Source organism: Streptococcus parasanguinis (assembly GCF_047465465.1).
Classification (GTDB): domain Bacteria; phylum Bacillota; class Bacilli; order Lactobacillales; family Streptococcaceae; genus Streptococcus; species Streptococcus parasanguinis_AI.
This window is the reverse complement of record NZ_JASGZU010000005.1, coordinates 62,025-84,501: the sequence shown is the minus strand read 5'-3', so window position 1 is coordinate 84,501 and position 22,477 is coordinate 62,025. Positions and strand designations below refer to the sequence as shown.

Below are 22,477 nucleotides of genomic sequence, written 5' to 3'. Positions count from 1 at the left end.
AGGCCATCTCAAATGGAGTTAGAAGGTGACGTGCAAGGAAGACAAGATCAGGCACAGAAAATTATTGAAATGCCCCAACGAGATCGGGCAACGTCCGCTTCAGAAAATCAGCCATCATCTGCTTCGGTGGTCTCCATGTATGGGCAGGAAAATCCAAGCATTTCTAGCCTCCATCAGCAACTGGCAGGCGCATCTGGAACCCAGACCATTCAATTGCGGGAGGAATTGGTGCTGGCGGTAGCGCAGAATGCTTCAGCGCAAGCAACTGTCTTTGAGGCAGAAGTCAAGGATAAGCTGGAAGAGGCTAAGGAGACGGTTTCTCATAAGGTCGCTGAGGTGTCTCAAATGGCCCACAGCATGGCCCAATTTTTAACAGATGCAGAAGTGGAGCAACTATTAGGAGAGTTCTCCATGGATACTTGTTGGGACCAAGCAGTAGAGGCGGAAAACCTTGCCCAAGCAAAGGCCTACTCTACTCGCTTGTCAGATTTGGCAGGTCAGTTGGAGGCAGCATCAGCTCAATTGGTGGACTTGGACAAGGGACAAGCGACGGCCTTTGATTTTTCATAAGTAGGAGAAAAAGATGTTAGAGATCCTGGGAGAGGACAGAGAACGAATTGAGGAGCTCCATCGAGAGATTAAAAAGGAGCAAGAGCGGATTGCGATCCGAAGTTTGATTGCAACGCAGAAAGCCTTGATGATGTTGGAAGGGATGAGTTTGCAGGTAACCTTGGGCGGTCAATCCGAAAAGATGCGCTCTTTTGCTACAACGACCCTCGTTAGTGATTTGAAAGATGGATTTACAGGAGGAGCAGCGGACGCGGTAGAAACAGCACTGAAAGCAGTGAAGAAGCCTATTTTATTGAGTCCGATTAAAGGAGGTATGTGATGTACCATTCAGGAAATAGTGAATTAGAACAACTAGAAGATCGACATTACCGCTTCAATCAAAAGCTTAGTGAGTTGGAGTGGGATTATGCGGATATGCGTATGGATGTCCGCCAACATACAGAAAATTTAGTGGACTGGCTAAGTGCCCTTCATTTTCAAGCGCCAAGTGCGGAGGCTCAAAGTGGCCTGGAGCGTTTATTTGCCTTGCAAGAAGAGTTTGAGGCAGAACTCAAGCGCTATGAAGAGCGTTTAGAAGAAGAACGCGAGCGCGAGCAGCAAGAGTACTACAAGCAGCGTCAACAATTAGAACAAGGTGATTGAAACATTCCTCTGGTATAGATAAGGGGAATGTTTTTGTTTGCTCAAAAAACTTTTAAAAATGTGCCTATAAAATCTTGCAAGCGCTTACTTAGTATGTTATAATATTCACAAAGAAACGAAAATAAAATGGTTTTATCAAACCAACAAAAAAGGAGTCGCTTATGAAAGCTGCAACCTATGTATCTGCAGGCAATCTGCAACTGCTGGATCAACCAAAACCAGTGATCAAAAATCCAACGGATGCCATTGTGCGTGTCTTGAAGACAACCATCTGTGGGACAGACCTTCACATCCTAGGAGGAGATGTGCCAGCTTGTAAAGAAGGCACGATTTTAGGCCACGAAGGAATCGGGATCGTCGAAGAAGTCGGCGATGCAGTGAATAACTTCAAGGTAGGCGACAAGGTCATCATCTCTTGTGTCACAGCTTGTAATACCTGCTACTACTGTAAACGTAGTTTGCCTTCTCACTGTGAAGATGGTGGTTGGATTTTAGGTCACTTGATCAACGGAACCCAAGCAGAGTATGTCCACATTCCACATGCGGATGGAAGTCTTTATCATGCGCCTGAAACTGTGGATGACGAAGCCTTGGTCATGCTCTCAGATATTCTCCCAACCTCTTATGAAATTGGGGTGCTTCCATCTCATGTAAAACCAGGTGATAATGTCTGTATCGTTGGAGCTGGTCCGATTGGTCTTGCAGCACTTTTGACCGTTCAATTCTTCTCACCAGCTACGATTATCATGGTGGACTTGTCTGAATCTCGTCTTGAAGCAGCTAAGAAATTTGGGGCAACTCACACCATCTGCTCCAGCGATATCGCTGAAATCAAGGCCTTTATCAATGAAGTGACCGAAGGTCGTGGGGTCGATATCTCTATGGAATGTGTGGGTTATCCTGCTACTTTTGATGTCTGCCAAAACGTCATCTCTGTCGGTGGTCATATTGCCAATGTCGGTGTCCACGGAAAACCGGTTAGCTTCAATTTGGATGATTTGTGGATCAAGAACATTACTCTTAACACCGGTCTTGTCAATGCCAATACCACTGAAATGTTGCTCAATGTCTTGAAATCAGGCAAGATCGATGCAACCAAGCTCATCACCCACCACTTCAAACTCTCAGAAGTTGAAAAAGCCTATGATGTCTTTAAACATGCGGGTGAAAACCATGCTCTCAAGGTGATTATCGAAAATGATATCAGTGAATGAAGTGGCAACTAATGTTTGTTCATAGTTTTTTTAGACGGACCAGAGATATTCTGGTCCTATTTTCAACCCCAAAAAGCCAATGATTCCTTGCAAAATAAATTTGTTGTCTTATAATAGAAGTACAGAAAACGATTACATAAAGAGAAAGGTGTGATCTTATGAAACGGCTTCGTTATCATCGTGAATTCTGGATGGACTTTCATTTCTGGATCTTGGTCTTGCTTTTAGCGGCTGTAGCTTTGACGATGCGGGATCCTCTTTCGGTAGTTAGCCTCGCTTATCTTGCTTTTGTTGGGATTTTGATCCTTCTTCAGGTCTTTCAACCGCCTGTATCGACACGTCAGTACCCAGAAGGTAGCTACCATTTCAATTGGACCTTCTATCGCGATACCCGACTGTATATCAATCTCTTTTTACTAGCAGGTCTCTTGGCAGGCCCAATGGCTTCATCGGATATGGTCTATTGGATCTTGCTTGGAGCCGTCGTCGGCTCTATCGGTTTTGTATTTGTCGTAAAGGAAAAAGCGACTCAAAAGATGGCCTAGGGAATCATCATGTCCTAGATCTCTGAAACTAGTTTCAGAGATCTTTTTGTTTTGCCCTAAAATGTGAAACTATAATCCAATTGCACGATTAACATTGTAAGCGCTTCAAAAATAGATTATAATCATTTTACAAGTACTCGAGTTGCCTTATTATCAAAGGAGAAGGAGTTATGTCAAAGATTACAAAAGATGAACTGATTGAACAAATCAAAGATGGCATCATTGTTTCTTGTCAAGCCCTCCCTCATGAACCGCTCTATACAGAAGCAGGAGGAGTCATTCCTCTCTTGGTCAAAGCGGCTGAGCAGGGTGGAGCTGTCGGAATCCGAGCTAATAGTGTCCGGGATATCAAGGAAATCAAGGAAGTGACCAAGTTGCCGATCATTGGGATTATTAAACGCGATTACCCACCTGAAGAACCCTTTATCACGGCTACTATGAAAGAAGTCGATGAGTTGGCAGCTTTGGATATCGCGGTCATTGCGCTTGATTGTACTAAACGTCCGCGTCATGATGGGTTTTTGATTAGTGACTTTATCCATCAAGTCAAAGAGAAATATCCAGACCAACTCTTGATGGCTGATATCTCTACTCTGGAAGAAGGATTGACAGCTGTCGAAGCGGGAGTGGACTTTGTCGGAACGACCCTTTCGGGCTATACGGACTACAGTCCAAAGGTTGATGGTCCAGATTTTGAACTGATCCATCGCCTCTGCCAAGCAGGAGTGGATGTCATCGCAGAAGGTAAGATCCACTATCCGGATCAGGCCAAGAAAATCCATGATCTCGGGGTTCGCGGCATCGTTGTAGGTGGTGCCATTACCCGACCAAAAGAGATTACAGAGCGCTTCGTCGCAGCCTTAAAATGAGTAAACAAAACAGTAGATTGAAGGAGGAGGAGACCGAATAGAGAGTAGTCGAATCTGAAACATGAACAAGAATAGGCGTCCTCATTGAGGATAACCCCCTGTAAGAGTAATCTTACCGTAAATTGTGAGGAGAAATCACATGAAAATGAAAAAAGTATTGTGCTCGTTGGTAGCTGGTGCAGCTCTTCTAGCACTCGCAGCTTGTGGCTCTGGCGGAGGATCAAAATCAGAATCTTCTGGTGGAAATTCTGGTAAAACAGAAATCACTTGGTGGGCCTTCCCAGTCTTTACTCAAGAAAAAGCAGAAGATGGTGTCGGAACCTACGAAAAATCAATTATTGCAGCTTTTGAAAAAGCAAATCCAGATATCCACGTGAATTTGGAAACCATTGACTTCAAGTCAGGTCCTGAAAAGATCACAACGGCTATTGAAGCAGGAACTGCTCCAGATGTGCTCTTTGATGCACCTGGACGGATCATTCAGTATGGTAAAAATGGAAAATTGGCTGATTTGAACGATCTCTTTACCGAAGATTTTGTCAAAGATGTCAATAATGAAAATATCATTCAAGCCAGCAAGGCAGGCGACACAGCTTACATGTATCCAATTAGTTCAGCACCATTCTACATGGCGATGAATAAGAAGATGCTCAAAGATGCAGGCGTCTTGGATCTTGTCAAAGAAGGCTGGACAACAGACGACTTTGAAAAAGTATTGAAAGCTTTGAAAGACAAAGGTTATACACCAGGATCACTCTTCAGTAATGGTCAAGGTGGAGACCAAGGAACTCGTGCCTTCATTGCTAACCTTTATGGCGGTTCTGTTACTGATGAAAAAGTAACCAAGTATACAACAGATGATCCAAAATTTGTCAAAGGTTTGGAAAAAGCTTCTAAATGGATCGATGACGGCTTGATGATGAATGGTTCTCAATTCGATGGTGGAGCAGACATCCAAAACTTTGCGAATGGTCAAACTTCTTACACCATCTTGTGGGCGCCTTCACAAAACGGTATCCAAGCTAAATTGTTGGATGCAAGTAAGGTAGAAGTAGTAGAAGTGCCATTCCCATCTGACTCAGGCAAGCCAAAATTGGAATACCTTGTCAATGGATTTGCTGTCTTCAATAATAAAGATGAAAAGAAAATTGCTGCTGCTAAGAAATTTGTACAGTTCATCGCAGACGACAAAGAATGGGGTCCAAAAGATGTTGTGCGTACAGGAGCTTTCCCAGTTCGTAGTTCATTTGGTAAGTTGTACGATGACAAACGGATGGAAACCATCAGCACTTGGACAAAATACTACTCACCATACTACAACACAATCGACGGTTTTGCAGAAATGCGGACCCTATGGTTCCCAATGTTGCAATCTGTTTCAAACGGGGATGAAAAAGCAGAACCAGCTTTGAAGACCTTTACTGAAAAAGCAAACGAAACCATTACGAAAAAATAATCAGTCTATGAAGCAAATCTAAGTCTTTCATAGAAATGAGAATATGCAGGCCCCTTCGAATCCGTATCTCTCTATTTGGAATGGAACGAAGGGGTCTTCATTCTTTCTGGATCTTCTTTTCTTAAGTCGGAAGATATGTTTAGAAAAGAAAATAGAAAAAGAACACTAGGAGGTGCCTTACTGTGAAGGTAAACAAAATCCGAATGAGGGAGACGCTCGTTTCCTACGCATTCCTAGCACCCATTTTAATCTTCTTTACGGTCTTTGTCCTAGCCCCCATGATCATGGGCTTTGTGACAAGTTTCTTCAACTATTCTATGACATCCTTCAAGTTTGTCGGTTTAGAAAATTATTCCCGCATGTTTGCGGATAAGGTCTTTGTGAAGTCCTTGATCAATACTGTCATCATCGTTATCGGCTCGGTTCCGATCGTCGTATTGTTCTCCTTGTTTGTGGCTTCTCAGACCTACCATCAAAATGCCATTGCGCGTTCCTTCTATCGTTTCGTCTTCTTCCTTCCAGTTGTTACAGGGAGTGTAGCGGTAACGGTTGTATGGAAATGGATCTATGATCCGCTATCAGGGATTTTGAACTTTGTATTGAAATCTGGACATGTCATCAACCAAAACATTTCTTGGTTGGGGGACAAGCACTGGGCTTTGATGGCCATCATTATCATCTTGTTGACCACCTCTGTTGGTCAACCGATCATCCTCTACATCGCAGCTATGGGAAATATTGATAATTCTCTCGTAGAAGCAGCGCGTGTCGACGGTGCGACAGAATTTCAAGTTTTCTGGAAGATCAAATGGCCAAGCTTGTTGCCAACAACCTTGTACATTGCCATCATTACGACTATTAACTCTTTCCAATGTTTCGCCTTGATCCAATTGTTGACATCCGGTGGTCCTAACTACTCAACGAGTACCCTTATGTACTACCTCTATGAAAAAGCCTTTAAACTCTCTGAATACGGTTATGCCAACACCATGGGTGTCTTCCTTGCGGTGATGATTGCCATTATCAGTTTTGCGCAATTCAAGATCCTCGGAAACGACGTAGAATACTAAAGAAAGGAGCCTCAGATGAAACCAACACAAAAGAAACCCATCACTGCCTTTACAGTGATTTCAACGATCATTTTGCTCCTTTTGACAGTCTTGTTCATTTTCCCATTTTATTGGATTTTGACAGGGGCCTTTAAGTCTCAACCAGATACCATTATGATCCCACCTCAATGGTGGCCAAAGACACCAACCATGGAAAACTTCCAACAGTTGATGGTACAAAACCCAGCCCTACAATGGTTGTGGAATAGTGTCTTCATCTCCCTTGCAACCATGCTTTTGGTGTGTATGACCTCTTCCTTGGCAGGTTATGTCTTGGCTAAGAAACGCTTCTATGGGCAACGAATTCTCTTTGCCATCTTCATTGCAGCTATGGCCCTTCCGAAACAAGTTGTCTTAGTTCCATTGGTACGGATTATTAACTTTATGGGGATCCATGATACCCTTGCAGCGGTTATTCTACCATTGGTCGGATGGCCATTCGGGGTCTTCTTGATGAAGCAATTTAGTGAAAACATCCCAACAGAACTCTTAGAATCTGCTAAGATCGATGGTTGTGGAGAGTTGCGGACTTTCTGGAGCGTTGCCTTCCCAATTGTCAAGCCGGGATTTGCAGCCCTTGCCATCTTTACCTTTATCAACACCTGGAACGACTACTTTATGCAATTGGTAATGTTGACCTCTCGGCAAAACTTGACCATTTCCTTAGGGGTAGCAACCATGCAGGCTGAAATGGCCACCAACTATGGCTTGATCATGGCTGGGGCAGCCCTAGCTGCAGTGCCAATCGTTACGGTCTTCCTCGTGTTCCAAAAATCCTTTACACAAGGGATTACCATGGGAGCGGTCAAAGGATAAGTCGTCTGCTTGGACAAACGATAGTTGTGTACAGATCGGTTTTCTAGGCTGAGAAGTATCGAAAGGATGAGAATATGATATTTGATGATTTAAAAAACATCACCTTTTACAAAGGGATCCACCCCAATCTGGATCAGGCCATTGACTTTCTCTATGAACATCGGAAGGATTCTTTTGAATTGGGGAGATACGATATTGATGGGGATAAGGTCTTTCTCGTCGTTCAAGAAAATACCCTCAACAAAGCAGAAAATGATCGCTTTGAACACCACAAAAGATATGCTGATTTGCATTTATTAGTAGAAGGGCATGAGTTTTCGAGTTATGGATCTCGTGTGACAGGTGAGGCTATCGCATTTGATGAAGTATCGGACATCGGTTTTGTCCATTGCCAGGAGTCTTATCCGCTTCATCTAGGCTATCATAATTTTGCGATTTTCTTTCCAGGGGAGCCTCACCAACCCAATGGCTATGCAGGGCAAGAAGATATCGTGAAAAAATATCTATTTAAAATTGCGATCGATTGATCACGTTAGAAAGGAGTGCCTATGTCATCTAAGGGGGCAGGATTGATCAAAACCGTTTTTAACACGGACAATGTAGTGATGCGTATTAGTGAGAAGGTCCTCGACTTGGTAACTGTTAATCTTTTATTTGTGCTAAGTTGTTTACCAGTTCTCACGATTGGAATTGCGAAAATTAGTTTGTATCAGACCTTATTTGCCATTAAGCACCAGCGTCGTGTTCCGGTGATTCGTAGTTATGCGAAGGCTTTTCGGGACAATTGGAAAATAGGCTTGCAACTAGGAAGTTTAGAACTGATTGTTGCAGGTATTTGTCTCTTTGATTTATTCTTATTTTGGGGGCAAACTTCCCTAGCTTTCCAAGCTTTGAAAACCATTTGTTTAGGCCTCTTTCTCTTTCTTGTGTTGATCTTATTGGCTGCTTATCCTATTGCGGCCCGCTACCAATTGGATTGGAAAGAGTGTTTGCAAAAAGCTATGATTGTGACAGGCTTACATTTTCCCTGGTTCTTTGTCATGGGAAGTGCTCTCTTACTTCTATGTATGGCTCTTGCAAGCTCGGTTTTAGCTTTCCTATTGGGACTTATGATCTTTTTCTTGTTCGGCTTTTCAAGCTTGGCTTTTGCACAGGTTGGATTAATGGAAAAGATTTTTGCCCAGTACCAAGAATAAAATGAATTTATTAGTGACAAAAGGAGAAAAAATGTCAGATTTAAAAAAATATGAAGGAGTCATCCCCGCTTTTTACGCCTGCTATGATGACCAAGGAGAAATTAGCCCGGAGCGGGTACGTGCGCTGGTAGAATATTTTATCGCGAAAGGTGTGCAGGGCTTGTATGTCAACGGATCCTCTGGCGAATGTATCTACCAGAGCGTGGCCGATCGCAAGCTGATTCTAGAAGAAGTGATGGCAGTAGCTAAAGGGAAATTGACCATCATTGCTCACGTAGCCTGCAACAACACCAAGGATAGCGTGGAATTGGCACGACATGCAGAAGAACTAGGAGTGGATGCCATTGCGGCCATTCCGCCGATCTATTTCCGCTTGCCAGAATATGGTGTGGCCCACTACTGGAATGAAATCAGTGCAGCTGCACCTCATACAGACTTTGTCATCTACAATATCCCGCAATTGGCTGGGGTAGCTTTGACACCGAACCTTTACAAGGAAATGTTGAAAAATCCACGGGTGATTGGGGTGAAAAATTCTTCGATGCCTGTTCAGGACATTCAAACTTTTGCTTCTTTAGGAGGCGATAACCATATCGTCTTTAATGGTCCGGATGAACAATTCTTAGGTGGTCGTCTCATGGGGGCACATGCTGGTATCGGTGGCACCTATGGTGCTATGCCAGAGCTATTCTTGAAGCTCAATCAGCTAATTGCTGAGAAAGACTTAGAGACCGCGCGTGCCTTGCAGTTTGCCATCAATGATATTATCGGAGTCTTGACGTCTGCTCATGGCAATATGTATGCGGTCATTAAAGCGGTTTTGCGCATCAATGAAGGTTTGGACTTGGGATCTGTTCGCTCCCCTTTGACGCCAGTAGTAGAAGCGGATCAAGAAGTGATTCAACGTGCTGCTCAACTCATTCAGGACACAAAAGACAGATTCCTTTGATCAAAGGAGGTCTAGATGAATCCATATGTTGTAATTGATATCGGAGGGACCAGTATCAAGTATGGTCTAGCCGATGCAAAAGGGCAACTCCTAGAGACCCATGAAATGCCAACGGAGGCCCAAAAAGGAGGACCTCATATACTTAAAACAACAAAGGAAATAGTAGCCCGTTATTTGAAGAAGCATGCCTTGGCAGGGGTTGCGATTTCTTCGGCCGGGATGGTGGATCCTGATAAGGGAGAAATCTTTTATGCTGGGCCACAAATTCCCAACTATGCAGGAACCCAATTCAAAAAGGAAATAGAAGAGACTTTTCAGATCCCTTGCGAGATTGAAAATGATGTTAACTGTGCCGGTCTCGCAGAGGTCACTACAGGCCATGCAAAAGGATCGAACAATGCTGTTTGCTTGACGATTGGGACAGGGATCGGCGGTTGCCTCTTGCTTGATGGTCAGGTCTTTCATGGTTTTAGCAATTCAGCCTGTGAGGTTGGCTATCTTCATTTGCCAGACGGTGCCTTTCAGGATCTAGCTTCAACGACGGCTTTGGTCGAGTATGTGGCAGAACATCATGGTGATCCTGTGGAACAGTGGAATGGTCGCCGGATCTTCAAGCAGGCAACTGAAGGAGATAAGATCTGTATGGCTGGAATTGATCGGATGGTGGCCTATCTCGGAAAAGGACTGGCCAATATCGCCTATGTGGTCAATCCAGAGGTCATCGTTCTTGGAGGGGGGATTATGGCTCAGGAAGCCATCCTCAAGCCAAAAATCTATCAAGCCCTGTGTGCCGAACTGGTTCCTAGCCTAGCAGATAAGATCCGTTTGGAATTTGCCCACCATCAAAACGCCGCAGGTATGTTGGGGGCTTACTATCACTTTAGACAAAAACATGAAACATAAAACAAGTCGCGTTGGCGACTTGTTTTTGATTCATCAAAAAAAGCATGAAAGATGAAGAAAGCCTGATCTTTCATGCTTTTTAAATAGGGAGACCATATTAAGATTTTCGAGAACGTTGACTAGAAAGTTTTTTGTTTTCCCAGTAGCTATTAAAGACAATTTCCTTTTGTTCTCGGCTTTTATTAAGGAAATGGGCATAGATTAAATCGACCACGATGAGGAGTGGTAAAATCGCAGAGATACGATCGATATAGGTACTACTAGGAAGGGGTGCGGCTGGTAACACTTCTGTGAATCCTTGGTGGATAGCAGCCGGGTTAGCAGTCAAAAGAACCGTTTTAGCCCCTTTTTCTTGCGCATTCAGCAGACTGTCTGTAATGGAGTTGGTGCCTCCTGACAATGAGAAACCGATGACTAAACAAGAGGAATCGAGAATACTGGTCGTCCAAGCAAAGCCGTCTTGATCAGTCAGGGCTTCACAAACGACGCCTAGTCGCATAAAGCGCAATTTCATTTCTCGAGCGACTAAACCGGAACTACCAATCCCGAAGAAATAGACTCGGTCCGCTTGATCGATTAGTTCAGCTACCCGATCCAATTGGGAATCTTTTATCAGACTTTCAGTGACGTTACTGATATGGTGGTAGCGTTGCAAGACGCTGAGAGTGAGTTCATCATGCTCTTGCACTTGTTTTTGATTCTTTGTTTCCTCATTAAAATGATAGACAAACTCCCGATAGCCGGAAAAACCACATTTTTGAGAGAAACGCGTTAAAGCTGCCTTTGAGACGTGGAGTAACTCCGTTACACGAGAAGAGGACAGGGAGTGCTGTCGTGCTTCGGATGATAAAAAATATTGGGCAATGTCGCGTTCCATATCTGTTAACTCAGCTTCATGGCTGGCGATAATGGCGCGTAAATCTTGATCTTGTTTCACAGCAATCCTCCTTTCTCACGAGATGAAATAACAGGATGCTCCTATAATATATTACACATTATAACATGGGTAACCGCTTTATTCAAGTAAAAGCAAGTAAGAAATACTGAAACTAGGAACAGGATATGCGAAAAGAAGAGAACGCTACCAATCTTGGCAGTAGGGGCTTGCTGGCTGTCCAAAATTTTCTGAAAATTCCCGGTTGGGCCTGAACAAACGATATGAATTGTGGTATAATTTAAGATAATTGTACTGTTGTTGGAAGAACAATAGTTGAATAAGGAGGTGTGACGATGTCGAATGCAACACTCGAGATGATGCAAGAGATCGAGCAAGCTGCTCAGGGCGTGATCGTAGGCTATGAAGCTCAAGTTGAACAAATCCGAACGGATTCGCGCGATCGCCTTGCAACAGTGGCACAGCATTACGATGAGGAAACCAAGCAATTGGTCACAGAGGCAGAAAAAAACGCCCAGGAAAGACTCGTCCGTTTAACGAAAGATCTGGAAGAAACGGTTGCGCGCAATGATGCCAAGGTACAAGAGGCGATGACCGACAAGCGAGCTGGGTTAGTTGAAGCCATTGTAGAAAAGGTGGTAGCAAGCTATGGCCGTTAGTCAGATGCAAAAACTGTCCCTCATCTTACCCAAAGATGACTTGGACAGTCTCCTACTAGCGCTACAGTCTGAGGCAAAAATCCAGATTTATGACCTCAGTGAGCATGAAGAATGGCAGGCTGCCTTTGAGGCAAATACCTTGTCTCAACCCTTAACAGAGGACAATCGTCAAGCCTTGGTAGAGCTGCAAAAACGTCAAGAACAAGTCGAAAAAATGATTCAGACTCTGGAGCCCTATATGCCTGAGAAGAAGGCCCTGCAAGCTCTGAAGGAAGAACCCTTAAGCTTGTCTTTTGATGACTTGCAGGCCCACGGGATGATTCGAGATGAGGATCTTCTATTGACCAAGTTGAAACGCCAATTGCGCGTGTTAGACAAAGCTCGTCAGAAGATTGCGGATGCAAAGGCAGAGATAGAGCGCTTAGAAAAATGGCGACCGTTAGAGGTGACGCCAGCTGCTCTCGCTAATTTTCACTATGTGCATGGCTTGATTGGGACCATCCCAAATAGCGATACAGACGCTGTTCGTTCTTCCTTAAAAGCTCATCCAGAGCTGGAGTTAGAAGAAGTCTTTACGTCTGAGACTGAACACGGCTATGTCATCTTGTATCGTTCGGGAGACCGTGTAGCTGTTCAGGAGCTTCTGGAAGACCATGGGTTCAAAGAATTGGACTATGAAGAAGAGCAAGTCCCAGCCGCCTACTTGGATCGCCTAGAAGGGGAAATCAAAGAGCAAGAAGCTGTAGTTGCAGCAACCCTAGCCGAGTTGCAAAACTCCCAGAAGGAGTTGGACCAGCTTAAGTACCAGATGGATTACTTGCTGAGTTCGGGAGCTCGTGAGGAAGCCAAGTCGCTTCTTGCCAGCACGCAAAGCTTGGTAGCCCTAGAGGGTTGGATTGAAACCTCCCAAGTGGCCTCATTGCGAGACTTCTTGCAAGAAGGTTTTGGTTCTCGGGTCTTACTAGAGACGCGCGATGTGACGGAAAAAGATTGGGATGACGTTCCGATCCAGTTGCGAAATAATGCCTTGGTAGAGCCCTTTGAATTAGTCACAGAGATGTATGCCCTGCCTAAGTATTACGAGAAAGATCCGACACCGATCGTTTCTCTCTTCTACTTTGTTTTCTTTGGCATGATGGTCGCAGATATCGGTTATGGACTGTTGCTAACGGTAGCGACAGGCTTTGCCCTTAAAGCCTTCAAGCTCAAGCCTGGGACAGCGAAAAACCTTCGTTTCTTCAGTCTCCTCGGAATTTCAGTTGCCCTTTGGGGTGTGGTCTATGGCTCTTTCTTTGGATTTGAGATGCCTTTTGCCTTGATCAGTACGACCAGTAACGCCATGACCATCCTGATCCTCTCAGTGGTCTTTGGTTTTGTCACTGTCTTAGTGGGCCTCTTTCTAGGAGGAATGAAAAATGTTCGCCTCAAAGACTACACCGAAGCCTATAATGCTGGCTTTGCTTGGGTCTTGATCCTACTTGGCTTAATGCTTCTAGCAGTAGGCAATATCTTGCCAGGGATGAGCGTCCTAGTTCCGATTGGCAAGTGGCTGGCTATTTTGAATGCCATTGGGATCTTGATTGTTTCCATTGTCAGTGCCAAGAAGCTATCCGGTTTAGCGTCTGGTCTCTTTAACCTCTACAATGTCAGTGGCTATGTCGGAGACTTGGTCAGTTTCACCCGTTTGATGGCCTTGGGCTTGTCTGGAGCTAGTATCGGTTCGGCCTTCAACCTCATTGTCAATCTCTTTCCACCGCTTGGACGGTTTACGGTAGGGCTTCTGCTCTTTATCGTCCTACATGCCATTAATATGTTCCTGTCCTTCTTGTCAGGATATGTGCATGGAGCCCGTTTGATCTTTGTGGAGTTCTTCGGTAAGTTCTACGAAGGAGGAGGCAAGCCATTTCGTCCTCTCAAACCTTCTGAACGCTATATTAAAACAAAAAAATAAGTATTATCTTTAATAAATAGGAGTATATTCATGGAATCTTTAGCATCATACTTTTCAGCCCATGGGGGCGCCTTCTTTGCAGCATTTGGTGTGGCGATCGCCGTTGCACTTAGTGGAATGGGATCTGCCCTTGGGGTTGGTAAAACGGGTCAAGCAGCAGCAGCACTCTTGAAAGAACAACCTGAAAAATTTGCCCAAGCCTTGATTTTGCAATTGTTGCCAGGTACACAAGGTTTGTACGGTTTCGTTATCGGGATCTTGATCTGGTTGCAAATTAAGCCAGATATGCCACTTGAAACAGGGGTTGCTTACTTCTTTACAGCTCTTCCAGTTGCGATCGTTGGTTATTTCTCAGCCAAACACCAAGGAAATGTTGCGACAGCAGGGATGCAAATCTTGGCCAAACGCCCTGAAGACATGATGAAAGGGGTTATCCTTGCGGCCATGGTTGAAACCTATGCCATCTTGGCCTTCGTTGTGTCCTTCCTATTGACCCTACGCGTCGGCTAATAGTTAGCTTTGATGGATTCGCCTTTCGAGGCGAAAAACACAAGACGCATGCAATAGGAGAAAAAACGATATGGATGAACAAACCCAATTAAAGGATTCAATCTTGGCCCAAGCCCATGAAAAAGGGCGTAAACTCATAGAAGAGGCCAAGGAAACCATCCTAAAAGAAGAGACTGCGCAAGAAGAGCGTTTGATCCAAGACAAACTCAATCAACGCTCTGAGCAGCTCAAGCGGATTCAACGTCAATTGCAACGTGAAACCCAACAAATCGAAAATAAAAAACGCCAATCAACCCTTGTCACCAAGCAACGCGTCTTAAAGGATCTCTTTGCGGATGCTTATGAAGCGATGGTGGCTTGGCCCCTTGAAAAGGAAATGCAGTTTGTAGATGCGGTCTTAGATCGCTATCAGGGACAAGTTGTGACTCTGACCTTTGGGGCGGTGAGTGCTAGCAAATTTGATCCAGTAGCTCTCGATAGATTGAAGCAGACTCATCAGAATGTGACAGTTGCGGATGCGACGATTCCAGCTCAAGCAGGCTTTGTCTTGTCGGTCGGGAAGATTGATGACAACTATCTCTACCGTGATTTGGTGGATTCCATTTGGGAGCAAGAAAGCTACCAGATGGCAGCCAGCATTTTCACCGACGAAGAGAACTAGGAGGTTGCAATGAGCGAACGGACCTATTCTCAAATTAATACAGGAATCAGCGTACGTGAGGCCAGTTTTGTCAGTCCCAGTCAGTTCGAGCAGTTGCTTGCAAGTCCCTCCAGTGAGAGTCGAGAAGGCTTGCTGCAAGGAACGTCCTATGCTCTAGATAGCCAGGAGATCAAGGATTTATCAGCCCTTGAAGCCCGCCTGATGGCAGCCTTGTTGGCAGAATACCAATGGGCTTTTGAGGTAAGCCCTCAGTCAGACCTGGTTAGCCTTTTTACCTTGAAATACACTTATCACAATCTCAAGGTATATCTGAAACACAAGGCGACAGAGCGCAAGTTGGGGCATTTATTGATCCCCATCGGTCCTTATTCTCTTGATGTGCTCGAGCATTTGGTGGCGACCTTTTCTGCGGAGCATTGTCCAGCCTTTATGGCGGAAGAAGTGGCTGCAACTTGGCAAGAATTCCAAGACTATCAGGACTTGCGTGTCCTCGAAATAGGGATGGACTTAGCTTATTTTAAACACCTGAGATACTTAGGAGACAGCCTAGATCATCCGATTTTGAAGCAGCTGGTAGACGTGACCATTGACTTTTACAATGCGATTACGGTCAAACGGGCCTTGGATCAGCAAAAACCGCATAGTTTCATGCACCAATTGCTCTCAGATGAAGGGAGTCTCATTGCCCATCAGGTGATCGACCTGCTAGAATCGGGTCAGTGGTTGACCTGGTTTTATCAAGTCAATCCGCTGGAGTACGATCTCGCCTTAGAGAATTATGAAGAAAAGATGCGCACCGGTCAACTAAAGACTGTAGAGTTGGAGTATCTAGAAAGCTTGGTGAAATTCAGTCTTCTAGACGCTGGCCGTTTTGAAGTCGATGGACCACTCCCTCTTGTTCGTTATCTTTACGGAAAAGAGTTAGAAGTGACCAATCTTCGTTTGGTCCTCTCTGGTTTGGATAATGGTTTTCCGCTAGCAGACATCAAAGAAAGGATGAGACCGATTTATGGACAAACAGACCTATAAGATCGCAGTTGTGGGCAATCGGGACGCCATCCTTCCTTTTCGTCTGATTGGCTTTCAAACCTATCCGGTCACAGAGCCGCAAGAAGCGATCAATACCTTGCGAAAACTCAGTCGGGAAAACTTCGGGATTATCTACCTGACAGAGGATATTGCTCAAGCTATTCCAGAAACAGTGGCTTTTTACGACCAGCAGCTGACACCAGCCTTGATTCTTATCCCGACCCATAGAGGGACTACAGGACTGGGCCAACAGCGGATTCGTGATAATGTCGAAAAAGCAGTAGGACAGGATATTTTATGAGAACAAATGAATTTGGTCAAGCGATTGGAGATGCACTGTCTGAGTTTACACCGGGGCGTCTGCCAGCTATTGAGCGGATCGAAGGTCGCTATACCGTAATTGAGCGCCTCTCAAAAGAAAAACACGGGGCGGATCTTTATCAGGTCTACGGGCCGGTCTCCCCAGCAGCTATGTGGACCTATCTGTTCAAAGGCCCTGCCCGAAATGAAGAGGAGTGGGACCGCTTATTAGATGATCTCATGACAGCCAAAGGTCGCTTTTACTATGCGATTGTAGACAAAGATTCAGGCAAGGCTTTGGGGACATTCTCTCTCATGCGGATTGATCAAGCCAACCGGGTGATCGAAGTCGGAGCAGTGACCTACTCACCAGCGCTCCAAAAGACTCGCATGGCTACAGAAGCCCAGTATCTATTAGCGCGCTATGTGTTTGAGGATCTAGGTTATCGACGCTATGAGTGGAAATGTGATGCCTTAAACCAAGCTTCTCGCAAAGCAGCTGAGCGCTTAGGGTTCACCTATGAAGGCTGTTTCCGTCAGGTTGTTGTTTATAAGGGGCGAACCCGAGATACAGACTGGCTATCTATCATTGACCAAGAATGGCCAGCAATTAAGGAGCGTTTCGAAGCTTGGTTGGATCCAAGCAACTTCGATGACAATGGCCAACAAAAGCAATCTCTAAGAGAGATAGCGCAAAAGTAATACAAAGAAACAAAGGATTCCCAGGAGGAATACATGACTCAAGGAAAAATTATCAAAGTTTCCGGTCCCTTGGTGGTCGCATCAGGGATGCAGGAGGCCAATATTCAAGATATTTGCCGGGTTGGCGATCTTGGTTTGATTGGCGAAATTATTGAGATGCGGCGGGATGAAGCCTCTATCCAAGTATACGAAGAAACGTCTGGAGTCGGTCCAGGAGAACCAGTGGTAACAACTGGAGCTCCTCTTTCTGTCGAGTTGGGACCAGGCTTGATCTCTCAAATGTTTGACGGGATCCAACGCCCCTTGGAACGTTTCCAAGAAGTCACCGCCAGCGATTTTTTGGTTCGTGGGGTGCAAGTTCCCAATCTCAATCGTGACACCAAATGGACCTTCGAACCAAGTGTAGCAGAAGGAACGGAGGTAGTCGCAGGAGATATCGTCGGTACCGTTCAAGAGACCAATATGGTGGAACACCGCATCATGGTACCGTTCGGTGTCAGTGGACGTGTGACCAAGATCGCAGCAGGTTCTTACACAGTGGAAGAGCCAGTTTATGAGATCGAGCAGGCTGATGGTAGCCTCTTTACTGGTACTTTGATGCAAAAATGGCCAGTTCGTCGAGGCCGTCCCTTTGCACAAAAACTGATTCCGGTAGAGCCTTTGGTCACAGGTCAACGGGTTATTGATACCTTCTTCCCTGTTACGAAAGGTGGAGCTGCAGCTGTTCCTGGTCCTTTCGGAGCTGGAAAAACCGTCGTGCAACACCAGGTGGCCAAGTTTGCCAACGTAGACATCGTGATCTACGTGGGTTGTGGGGAACGTGGAAATGAAATGACGGACGTTCTGAATGAATTTCCAGAATTGATCGATCCAACGACTGGTCAATCCATCATGCAACGGACCGTTCTGATCGCCAACACTTCGAATATGCCAGTGGCTGCGCGGGAAGCTTCCATCTACACAGGGATTACTATTGCCGAATACTTCCGTGACATGGGCTATTCCGTTGCCATCATGGCCGATTCGACATCGCGCTGGGCGGAAGCTCTCCGTGAAATGTCTGGTCGTCTAGAAGAAATGCCCGGGGATGAAGGCTACCCAGCCTACCTTGGTAGCCGGATTGCTGAGTACTACGAACGGGCCGGTCGAGTCAAGACACTTGGAACCACTGCGCGTGAAGGCTCGATTACGGCGATCGGTGCCGTTTCTCCTCCAGGTGGAGACATTTCAGAGCCGGTGACCCAAAATACCCTGCGGATTGTCAAGGTCTTCTGGGGACTAGATGCTCAGTTGGCGCAACGCCGCCACTTCCCAGCCATCAATTGGTTGAGTTCTTATTCCCTTTACCAAGATGAAGTGGGCCAATATATCGATCAACATGAGCAGATTAGCTGGGCAGAAAAAGTGACCCGCGCCATGAACCTGTTGCAAAAAGAGAGTGAATTGCAAGAAATCGTCCGCTTGGTTGGTCTAGATTCCTTGTCTGAGAAAGACCGCTTGACCATGAATGCGGCCAAGATGATCCGCGAAGACTACCTGCAACAAAATGCCTTTGATGAGGTCGATACCTATACCTCTTTCAGCAAGCAGGTGGCCTTATTGACCAACATTTTGACCTTTGACCAAGAAAGTCAGAAAGCACTAGAATTAGGAGCTTACTTTACAGAAATCATGGAAGGAACCGTGGCCCTTCGAGACCGTATTGCCCGGAGCAAGTTCATCCATGAGGACCAGTTAGCAACCATTCAAGCCCTGAAAGAAGAAATCGTAGAAACCCTACACCAAATCGTCGCAAAAGGAGGAGTAGACAATGAGCGTGATTAAAGAATACCGTACTGTCAGCGAAGTTGTTGGCCCCTTGATGATTGTCGATCAGGTCGAGGGGGTTCACTACAATGAACTGGTAGAAATCAAGCTTCATGATGGAACGACCCGTCAGGGACAAGTCCTCGAAGTCCAAGAAGACAAGGCCATGGTCCAGCTCTTTGAAGGATCTAGCGGGATCAACTTGGAAAAAGCCAAGGTTCGCTTTACCGGACGTCCCCTAGAACTTCCTGTATCTGAAGACATGGTGGGACGGATCTTTAACGGGATGGGCAAACCGATCGATGGCGGTCCAGAGATTATCCCAGAGAAGTACTTGGACATTGATGGTCAAGCCATCAACCCTGTTTCACGGGACTATCCGGATGAATTTATACAGACAGGGATCTCAGCCATTGACCATTTGAATACCTTGGTTCGGGGTCAAAAACTCCCCGTGTTCTCAGGTTCTGGTCTCCCTCACAAGGAGTTGGCAGCTCAAATCGCCCGTCAAGCGACGGTGCTTAATTCGGAGGAAAACTTCGCCGTGGTCTTTGCAGCCATGGGGATTACCTTTGAAGAAGCCGAGTTCTTTATGAACGACCTGCGGGAGACAGGGGCTATTGATCGCTCTGTCCTCTTCATCAACCTAGCCAATGACCCAGCTATCGAGCGGATTGCGACCCCTCGGATCGCCTTGACCGCGGCAGAATATTTGGCCTATGAAAAAGACATGCACGTCTTGGTCATCATGACCGACATGACCAACTACTGTGAAGCCCTTCGGGAAGTCTCCGCTGCCCGCCGGGAAGTTCCAGGACGTCGGGGCTATCCAGGGTACCTTTATACCAACCTCTCAACCCTCTACGAACGTGCAGGACGCTTGGTTGGAAAGAAAGGATCTGTGACTCAGATTCCAATCCTCTCCATGCCGGAGGATGACATCACCCACCCCATCCCTGACTTGACAGGCTACATCACGGAAGGACAAATTATCTTGTCCCGCGATCTCTACAATAGTGGTTACCGCCCACCGATCAATGTTCTTCCATCCCTTTCTCGTTTGAAGGACAAGGGTTCTGGTGAAGGTAAGACACGGGAAGACCATGCGGCGACCATGAACCAGCTCTTTGCGGCCTATGCCCAAGGAAAACAAGCCAAAGAACTGGCTGTAGTGCTTGGGGAGTCTGCCTTGTCCGATACCGACAAGCTTTATGTCAAATTTACCGACCGCTTTGAGCAAGAATACATCAACCAAGGCTTTACCACCAATCGGACGATTGAGGAAAGTTTGGATCTCGGTTGGGAACTCTTATCCATCCTTCCACGAACAGAGCTCAAACGGATCAAGGATGAGATGATTGACAAGTATCTGCCAAACAAAGAGGACTAGCCTATGGCACGATTAAATGTAAAACCAACTCGGATGGAGCTTAATATTCTCAAAGAGCGCCTCAAGACAGCAACCCGGGGGCACAAGTTGCTCAAGGACAAGCGGGATGAACTCATGCGCCGCTTTATTGAAGCTGTACGTGAGAATAATCGCCTGCGCCAAAAGGTAGAGGCGGCGCTTGTGGACAATATGCAAGATTTCGTGATGGCCAAGTCACTAGAGAGCGACCTCATGGTGGAAGAAATCTTTGCTGTACCTACGCGAGAAGTGATGCTGCATATTGAGGAAGAAAATGTCATGAGTGTGCGCGTGCCCAAGCTCCATGCCCGTATCGATAATCCATACGGAGATGATGAAGGGGACGTGGTCTATAGCTATCTCGCCTCTAACAGTCAAATGGATAGCACCATCCAAGAAATGGGTAACCTCCTTCCAGATTTGCTCAAGTTAGCGGAAATCGAAAAAAGCTGCCAACTCATGGCAGATGAAATCGAGAAAACCCGTCGTCGAGTGAATGGACTCGAGTATGCGACGATCCCAGACCTCAAAGAGACCATCTACTATATCGAAATGAAACTCGAGGAAGCCGAACGCGCCAACCTCGTCAGAATCATGAAGGTCAAATAAGATACATCAAGATACAAAGCCCGTAAAATGCAAAGTGAAAATAGGGAGCAGGACAGAAGCACTGTTGTATAGAATGCTTCGTTGTCCTGCCCCCACAAGGCTGATTAGGATTTTTCCGAGCTCTTAAAGCGAGAGAAAAATCCAATCAGCTACTGTGCCTTTGAAGTCAGTACTATTACAGTTTGCGTTTTTCACACAGCATTTAGGGCGTGTTCAGTTGCTTTATACATACAAGAACCTCATCTAGGTACCGCTCCTGGATGAGGCTTTTTTTGTACCCTTGAACTCTTCTTCCAGCACCTTATTATGTTACTAGTTTGTAACAATATGACAAGAAAGACGAAATGTTACAAGAAAAATACAGTTTTGTTAAATAGCCAAAAAAGGCCTTTAATTATTTTTAAATTGTGATAAGATAGTATAGTAGTTCATTTGCCCAAGATAATCTTGAGCAAAATACAAAGAAAAAAGAGGATAAAAGATGAAATTAAAAGTTAATACGAAAGCCTTGATCGCTTCAACAGTAGCTCTTGCAGTGATTCCATTTACAAAAGCCACTGCAGAAACACTCGAAGATTGGGTAGCTCGTTCAGTAGATGAAATCAAACATGATATCCAACAAAGTGGTGAAAACCAACAAACTTATACTGTTAAATACGGTGATACATTGAGCTCTATCGCAGAAGCGCTAGGAATCGATGTTCATGTGTTGGCAAACTTGAACAATATCAGTAACATGGATTTGATCTACCCAGGTACTGTTTTGAAAACAACAGTAAATGATCAAAAAGAAGTAACTTCAGTTGAAATCCAAACTCCTCAAGTAGGTTCGACAGACACAACAGTTGCAAGTGCTGACTTGACAACGAATCAAGTGACAGTTGCTGATCAAACAGTCGCTGTAAACGATCTGTCAAAACCAGTGAATGAAGATAACAAAGCTGTACCAGTTGCGCCAGCAGCAGCTCCTGCAGTAAAAGAAGCCCCAGCACAACCAGCTGAAGCTCCTGTTGTTGAAGTTCCAGCAGCAGAAACTCCAGCACAACCAGTTGTTCCAGAAACACCAAGCTATGGTGCTCCAGCTGTGAATGTTGAAATTCAAAATCAAGAAGCGCCAGCAGCTCCTCAAGCAGCCCCAGTGGCAGAAACTCCAGCAGAAGCGCCAGCAGCTCCTGCAGTAGAAGAAGCCCCAGCACAACCAGCAGCAGAAACTCCAGCCACACCTGAAGTGCAACCATTAGCATCAACTCCAACAAGTGGAAATACTATTCCAACTGATCCAAACCTTCAACCACAGGCTGAAGCTTTCCGTCAAGAAGTTGCAGCGAAATTCGGCATCACCAACATCGGTGGTTACCGTGCAGGAGATCCAGATGATCATGGTAAAGGACTTGCAGTAGACGTTATGGTTCCTACAAATTCAGAACTTGGAGATCAAGTTGCGCAATATGCGATTGATAACATGGACCGTGCAGGTATCTCATATATTATCTGGAAACAACAATTCTATATGCCAGTAAATAATATTTACGGACCAGCTAACACTTGGAATCAAATGCCAGACCGTGGTGATGACACAGCAAACCACAACGACCACGTGCATATCTCATTTAACGGATAATAAACCATTGAACTAGGCCTAGTGCCTAGTTCTTTTTTGTATTTTTTAAAAAAGAAA

Annotated in this window: 25 protein-coding genes; 24 read left to right on the top strand and 1 reads right to left on the bottom strand. The window is 45.4% G+C overall.

The window, feature by feature from the left end:
- The first annotated feature begins 12 nt into the window (after positions 1-12).
- From QM351_RS09040 to QM351_RS08980, 13 genes are all read left to right on the top strand, one after another.
- Positions 13-570 (top strand): hypothetical protein, encoded by a 558-nt coding sequence (locus tag QM351_RS09040; protein ID WP_414327226.1) that lies wholly within the window; start codon positions 13-15, stop codon positions 568-570.
- A 13-nt stretch (positions 571-583) separates the two neighbouring features.
- A complete protein-coding gene (locus QM351_RS09035) occupies positions 584-889 on the top strand; it encodes a hypothetical protein (RefSeq protein WP_049472664.1) in 306 nt (101 codons plus the stop codon).
- Positions 889-1,212: a hypothetical protein gene (locus QM351_RS09030; RefSeq protein ID WP_003009394.1), complete on the top strand. Its 324-nt coding sequence runs from the start codon at positions 889-891 to the stop codon at positions 1,210-1,212. The genes QM351_RS09035 and QM351_RS09030 overlap by 1 nt, the downstream gene beginning before the upstream one ends.
- A gap of 161 nt (positions 1,213-1,373) precedes the next feature.
- Positions 1,374-2,426 (top strand): zinc-dependent alcohol dehydrogenase family protein, encoded by a 1,053-nt coding sequence (locus QM351_RS09025; RefSeq protein WP_003015314.1) that lies wholly within the window; start codon positions 1,374-1,376, stop codon positions 2,424-2,426.
- Positions 2,427-2,584: 158 nt separating this feature from the next.
- Positions 2,585-2,971, top strand: a complete 387-nt coding sequence (locus QM351_RS09020) for an ABC transporter permease (RefSeq protein WP_118398170.1) — start codon at positions 2,585-2,587, stop codon at positions 2,969-2,971.
- 170 nt (positions 2,972-3,141) lie between these two features.
- Complete coding sequence (locus QM351_RS09015; RefSeq protein WP_118398167.1) at positions 3,142-3,840, top strand: N-acetylmannosamine-6-phosphate 2-epimerase; 699 nt, start codon at positions 3,142-3,144, stop codon at positions 3,838-3,840.
- 139 nt (positions 3,841-3,979) lie between these two features.
- Complete coding sequence (locus QM351_RS09010; protein WP_118398165.1) at positions 3,980-5,296, top strand: extracellular solute-binding protein; 1,317 nt, start codon at positions 3,980-3,982, stop codon at positions 5,294-5,296.
- 182 nt (positions 5,297-5,478) lie between these two features.
- On the top strand, positions 5,479-6,366 hold the full coding sequence (locus QM351_RS09005) for a carbohydrate ABC transporter permease (protein ID WP_003009412.1): 888 nt from the start codon (positions 5,479-5,481) through the stop codon (positions 6,364-6,366).
- A 15-nt stretch (positions 6,367-6,381) separates the two neighbouring features.
- Positions 6,382-7,221, top strand: coding sequence for a carbohydrate ABC transporter permease (locus QM351_RS09000; RefSeq protein ID WP_003002334.1), 840 nt, complete (start codon positions 6,382-6,384; stop codon positions 7,219-7,221).
- A 74-nt stretch (positions 7,222-7,295) separates the two neighbouring features.
- Positions 7,296-7,748, top strand: coding sequence for a YhcH/YjgK/YiaL family protein (locus QM351_RS08995; protein WP_049472658.1), 453 nt, complete (start codon positions 7,296-7,298; stop codon positions 7,746-7,748).
- A gap of 21 nt (positions 7,749-7,769) precedes the next feature.
- A complete protein-coding gene (locus tag QM351_RS08990) occupies positions 7,770-8,417 on the top strand; it encodes a YesL family protein (protein ID WP_003009419.1) in 648 nt (215 codons plus the stop codon).
- Between the two features lie 31 nt (positions 8,418-8,448).
- Positions 8,449-9,366: a dihydrodipicolinate synthase family protein gene (locus tag QM351_RS08985; RefSeq protein ID WP_070594665.1), complete on the top strand. Its 918-nt coding sequence runs from the start codon at positions 8,449-8,451 to the stop codon at positions 9,364-9,366.
- Between the two features lie 15 nt (positions 9,367-9,381).
- The gene (locus QM351_RS08980; protein ID WP_414327225.1) at positions 9,382-10,269 is read left to right on the top strand and encodes an ROK family protein; all 888 of its coding nucleotides are present in this window, start codon (positions 9,382-9,384) and stop codon (positions 10,267-10,269) included.
- Positions 10,270-10,366: 97 nt separating this feature from the next.
- On the opposite strand, the gene QM351_RS08975 is transcribed toward QM351_RS08980, so the two are convergent.
- Positions 10,367-11,206, bottom strand: coding sequence for a MurR/RpiR family transcriptional regulator (locus QM351_RS08975; RefSeq protein ID WP_414327224.1), 840 nt, complete (start codon positions 11,204-11,206; stop codon positions 10,367-10,369).
- A gap of 293 nt (positions 11,207-11,499) precedes the next feature.
- On the opposite strand from QM351_RS08975, the gene QM351_RS08970 reads away from it, so the two are divergent.
- The 11 genes from QM351_RS08970 to QM351_RS08920 all read left to right on the top strand — a co-directional run bounded on the left by QM351_RS08970 (position 11,500) and on the right by QM351_RS08920 (position 22,420).
- The gene (locus QM351_RS08970; RefSeq protein WP_003015405.1) at positions 11,500-11,823 is read left to right on the top strand and encodes a hypothetical protein; all 324 of its coding nucleotides are present in this window, start codon (positions 11,500-11,502) and stop codon (positions 11,821-11,823) included.
- A complete protein-coding gene (locus tag QM351_RS08965) occupies positions 11,813-13,774 on the top strand; it encodes a V-type ATP synthase subunit I (protein WP_414327223.1) in 1,962 nt (653 codons plus the stop codon). Before QM351_RS08970 ends, QM351_RS08965 begins: the two co-directional genes overlap by 11 nt.
- Before the next feature lie 30 nt (positions 13,775-13,804).
- On the top strand, positions 13,805-14,284 hold the full coding sequence (locus tag QM351_RS08960) for a V-type ATP synthase subunit K (protein WP_003009435.1): 480 nt from the start codon (positions 13,805-13,807) through the stop codon (positions 14,282-14,284).
- Between the two features lie 70 nt (positions 14,285-14,354).
- On the top strand, positions 14,355-14,945 hold the full coding sequence (locus tag QM351_RS08955) for a hypothetical protein (protein ID WP_414327222.1): 591 nt from the start codon (positions 14,355-14,357) through the stop codon (positions 14,943-14,945).
- Positions 14,946-14,954: 9 nt separating this feature from the next.
- Positions 14,955-15,974, top strand: coding sequence for a V-type ATPase subunit (locus tag QM351_RS08950; protein WP_414327221.1), 1,020 nt, complete (start codon positions 14,955-14,957; stop codon positions 15,972-15,974).
- Entirely contained in the window at positions 15,955-16,275 is a 321-nt protein-coding gene (locus tag QM351_RS08945) for a V-type ATP synthase subunit F (protein WP_031572747.1), read from the top strand. The genes QM351_RS08950 and QM351_RS08945 overlap by 20 nt, the downstream gene beginning before the upstream one ends.
- Positions 16,272-16,976, top strand: coding sequence for a GNAT family N-acetyltransferase (locus tag QM351_RS08940; RefSeq protein ID WP_414327220.1), 705 nt, complete (start codon positions 16,272-16,274; stop codon positions 16,974-16,976). Before QM351_RS08945 ends, QM351_RS08940 begins: the two co-directional genes overlap by 4 nt.
- A 33-nt stretch (positions 16,977-17,009) precedes the next feature.
- The gene (locus QM351_RS08935) at positions 17,010-18,800 is read left to right on the top strand and encodes a V-type ATP synthase subunit A (RefSeq protein WP_414327219.1); all 1,791 of its coding nucleotides are present in this window, start codon (positions 17,010-17,012) and stop codon (positions 18,798-18,800) included.
- Complete coding sequence (locus QM351_RS08930) at positions 18,787-20,172, top strand: V-type ATP synthase subunit B (protein WP_003002370.1); 1,386 nt, start codon at positions 18,787-18,789, stop codon at positions 20,170-20,172. The genes QM351_RS08935 and QM351_RS08930 overlap by 14 nt, the downstream gene beginning before the upstream one ends.
- A gap of 3 nt (positions 20,173-20,175) precedes the next feature.
- Entirely contained in the window at positions 20,176-20,799 is a 624-nt protein-coding gene (locus QM351_RS08925) for a V-type ATP synthase subunit D (protein ID WP_414327218.1), read from the top strand.
- A gap of 481 nt (positions 20,800-21,280) precedes the next feature.
- The gene (locus tag QM351_RS08920) at positions 21,281-22,420 is read left to right on the top strand and encodes a LysM peptidoglycan-binding domain-containing protein (protein ID WP_414327217.1); all 1,140 of its coding nucleotides are present in this window, start codon (positions 21,281-21,283) and stop codon (positions 22,418-22,420) included.
- Positions 22,421-22,477 lie beyond the last annotated feature (57 nt).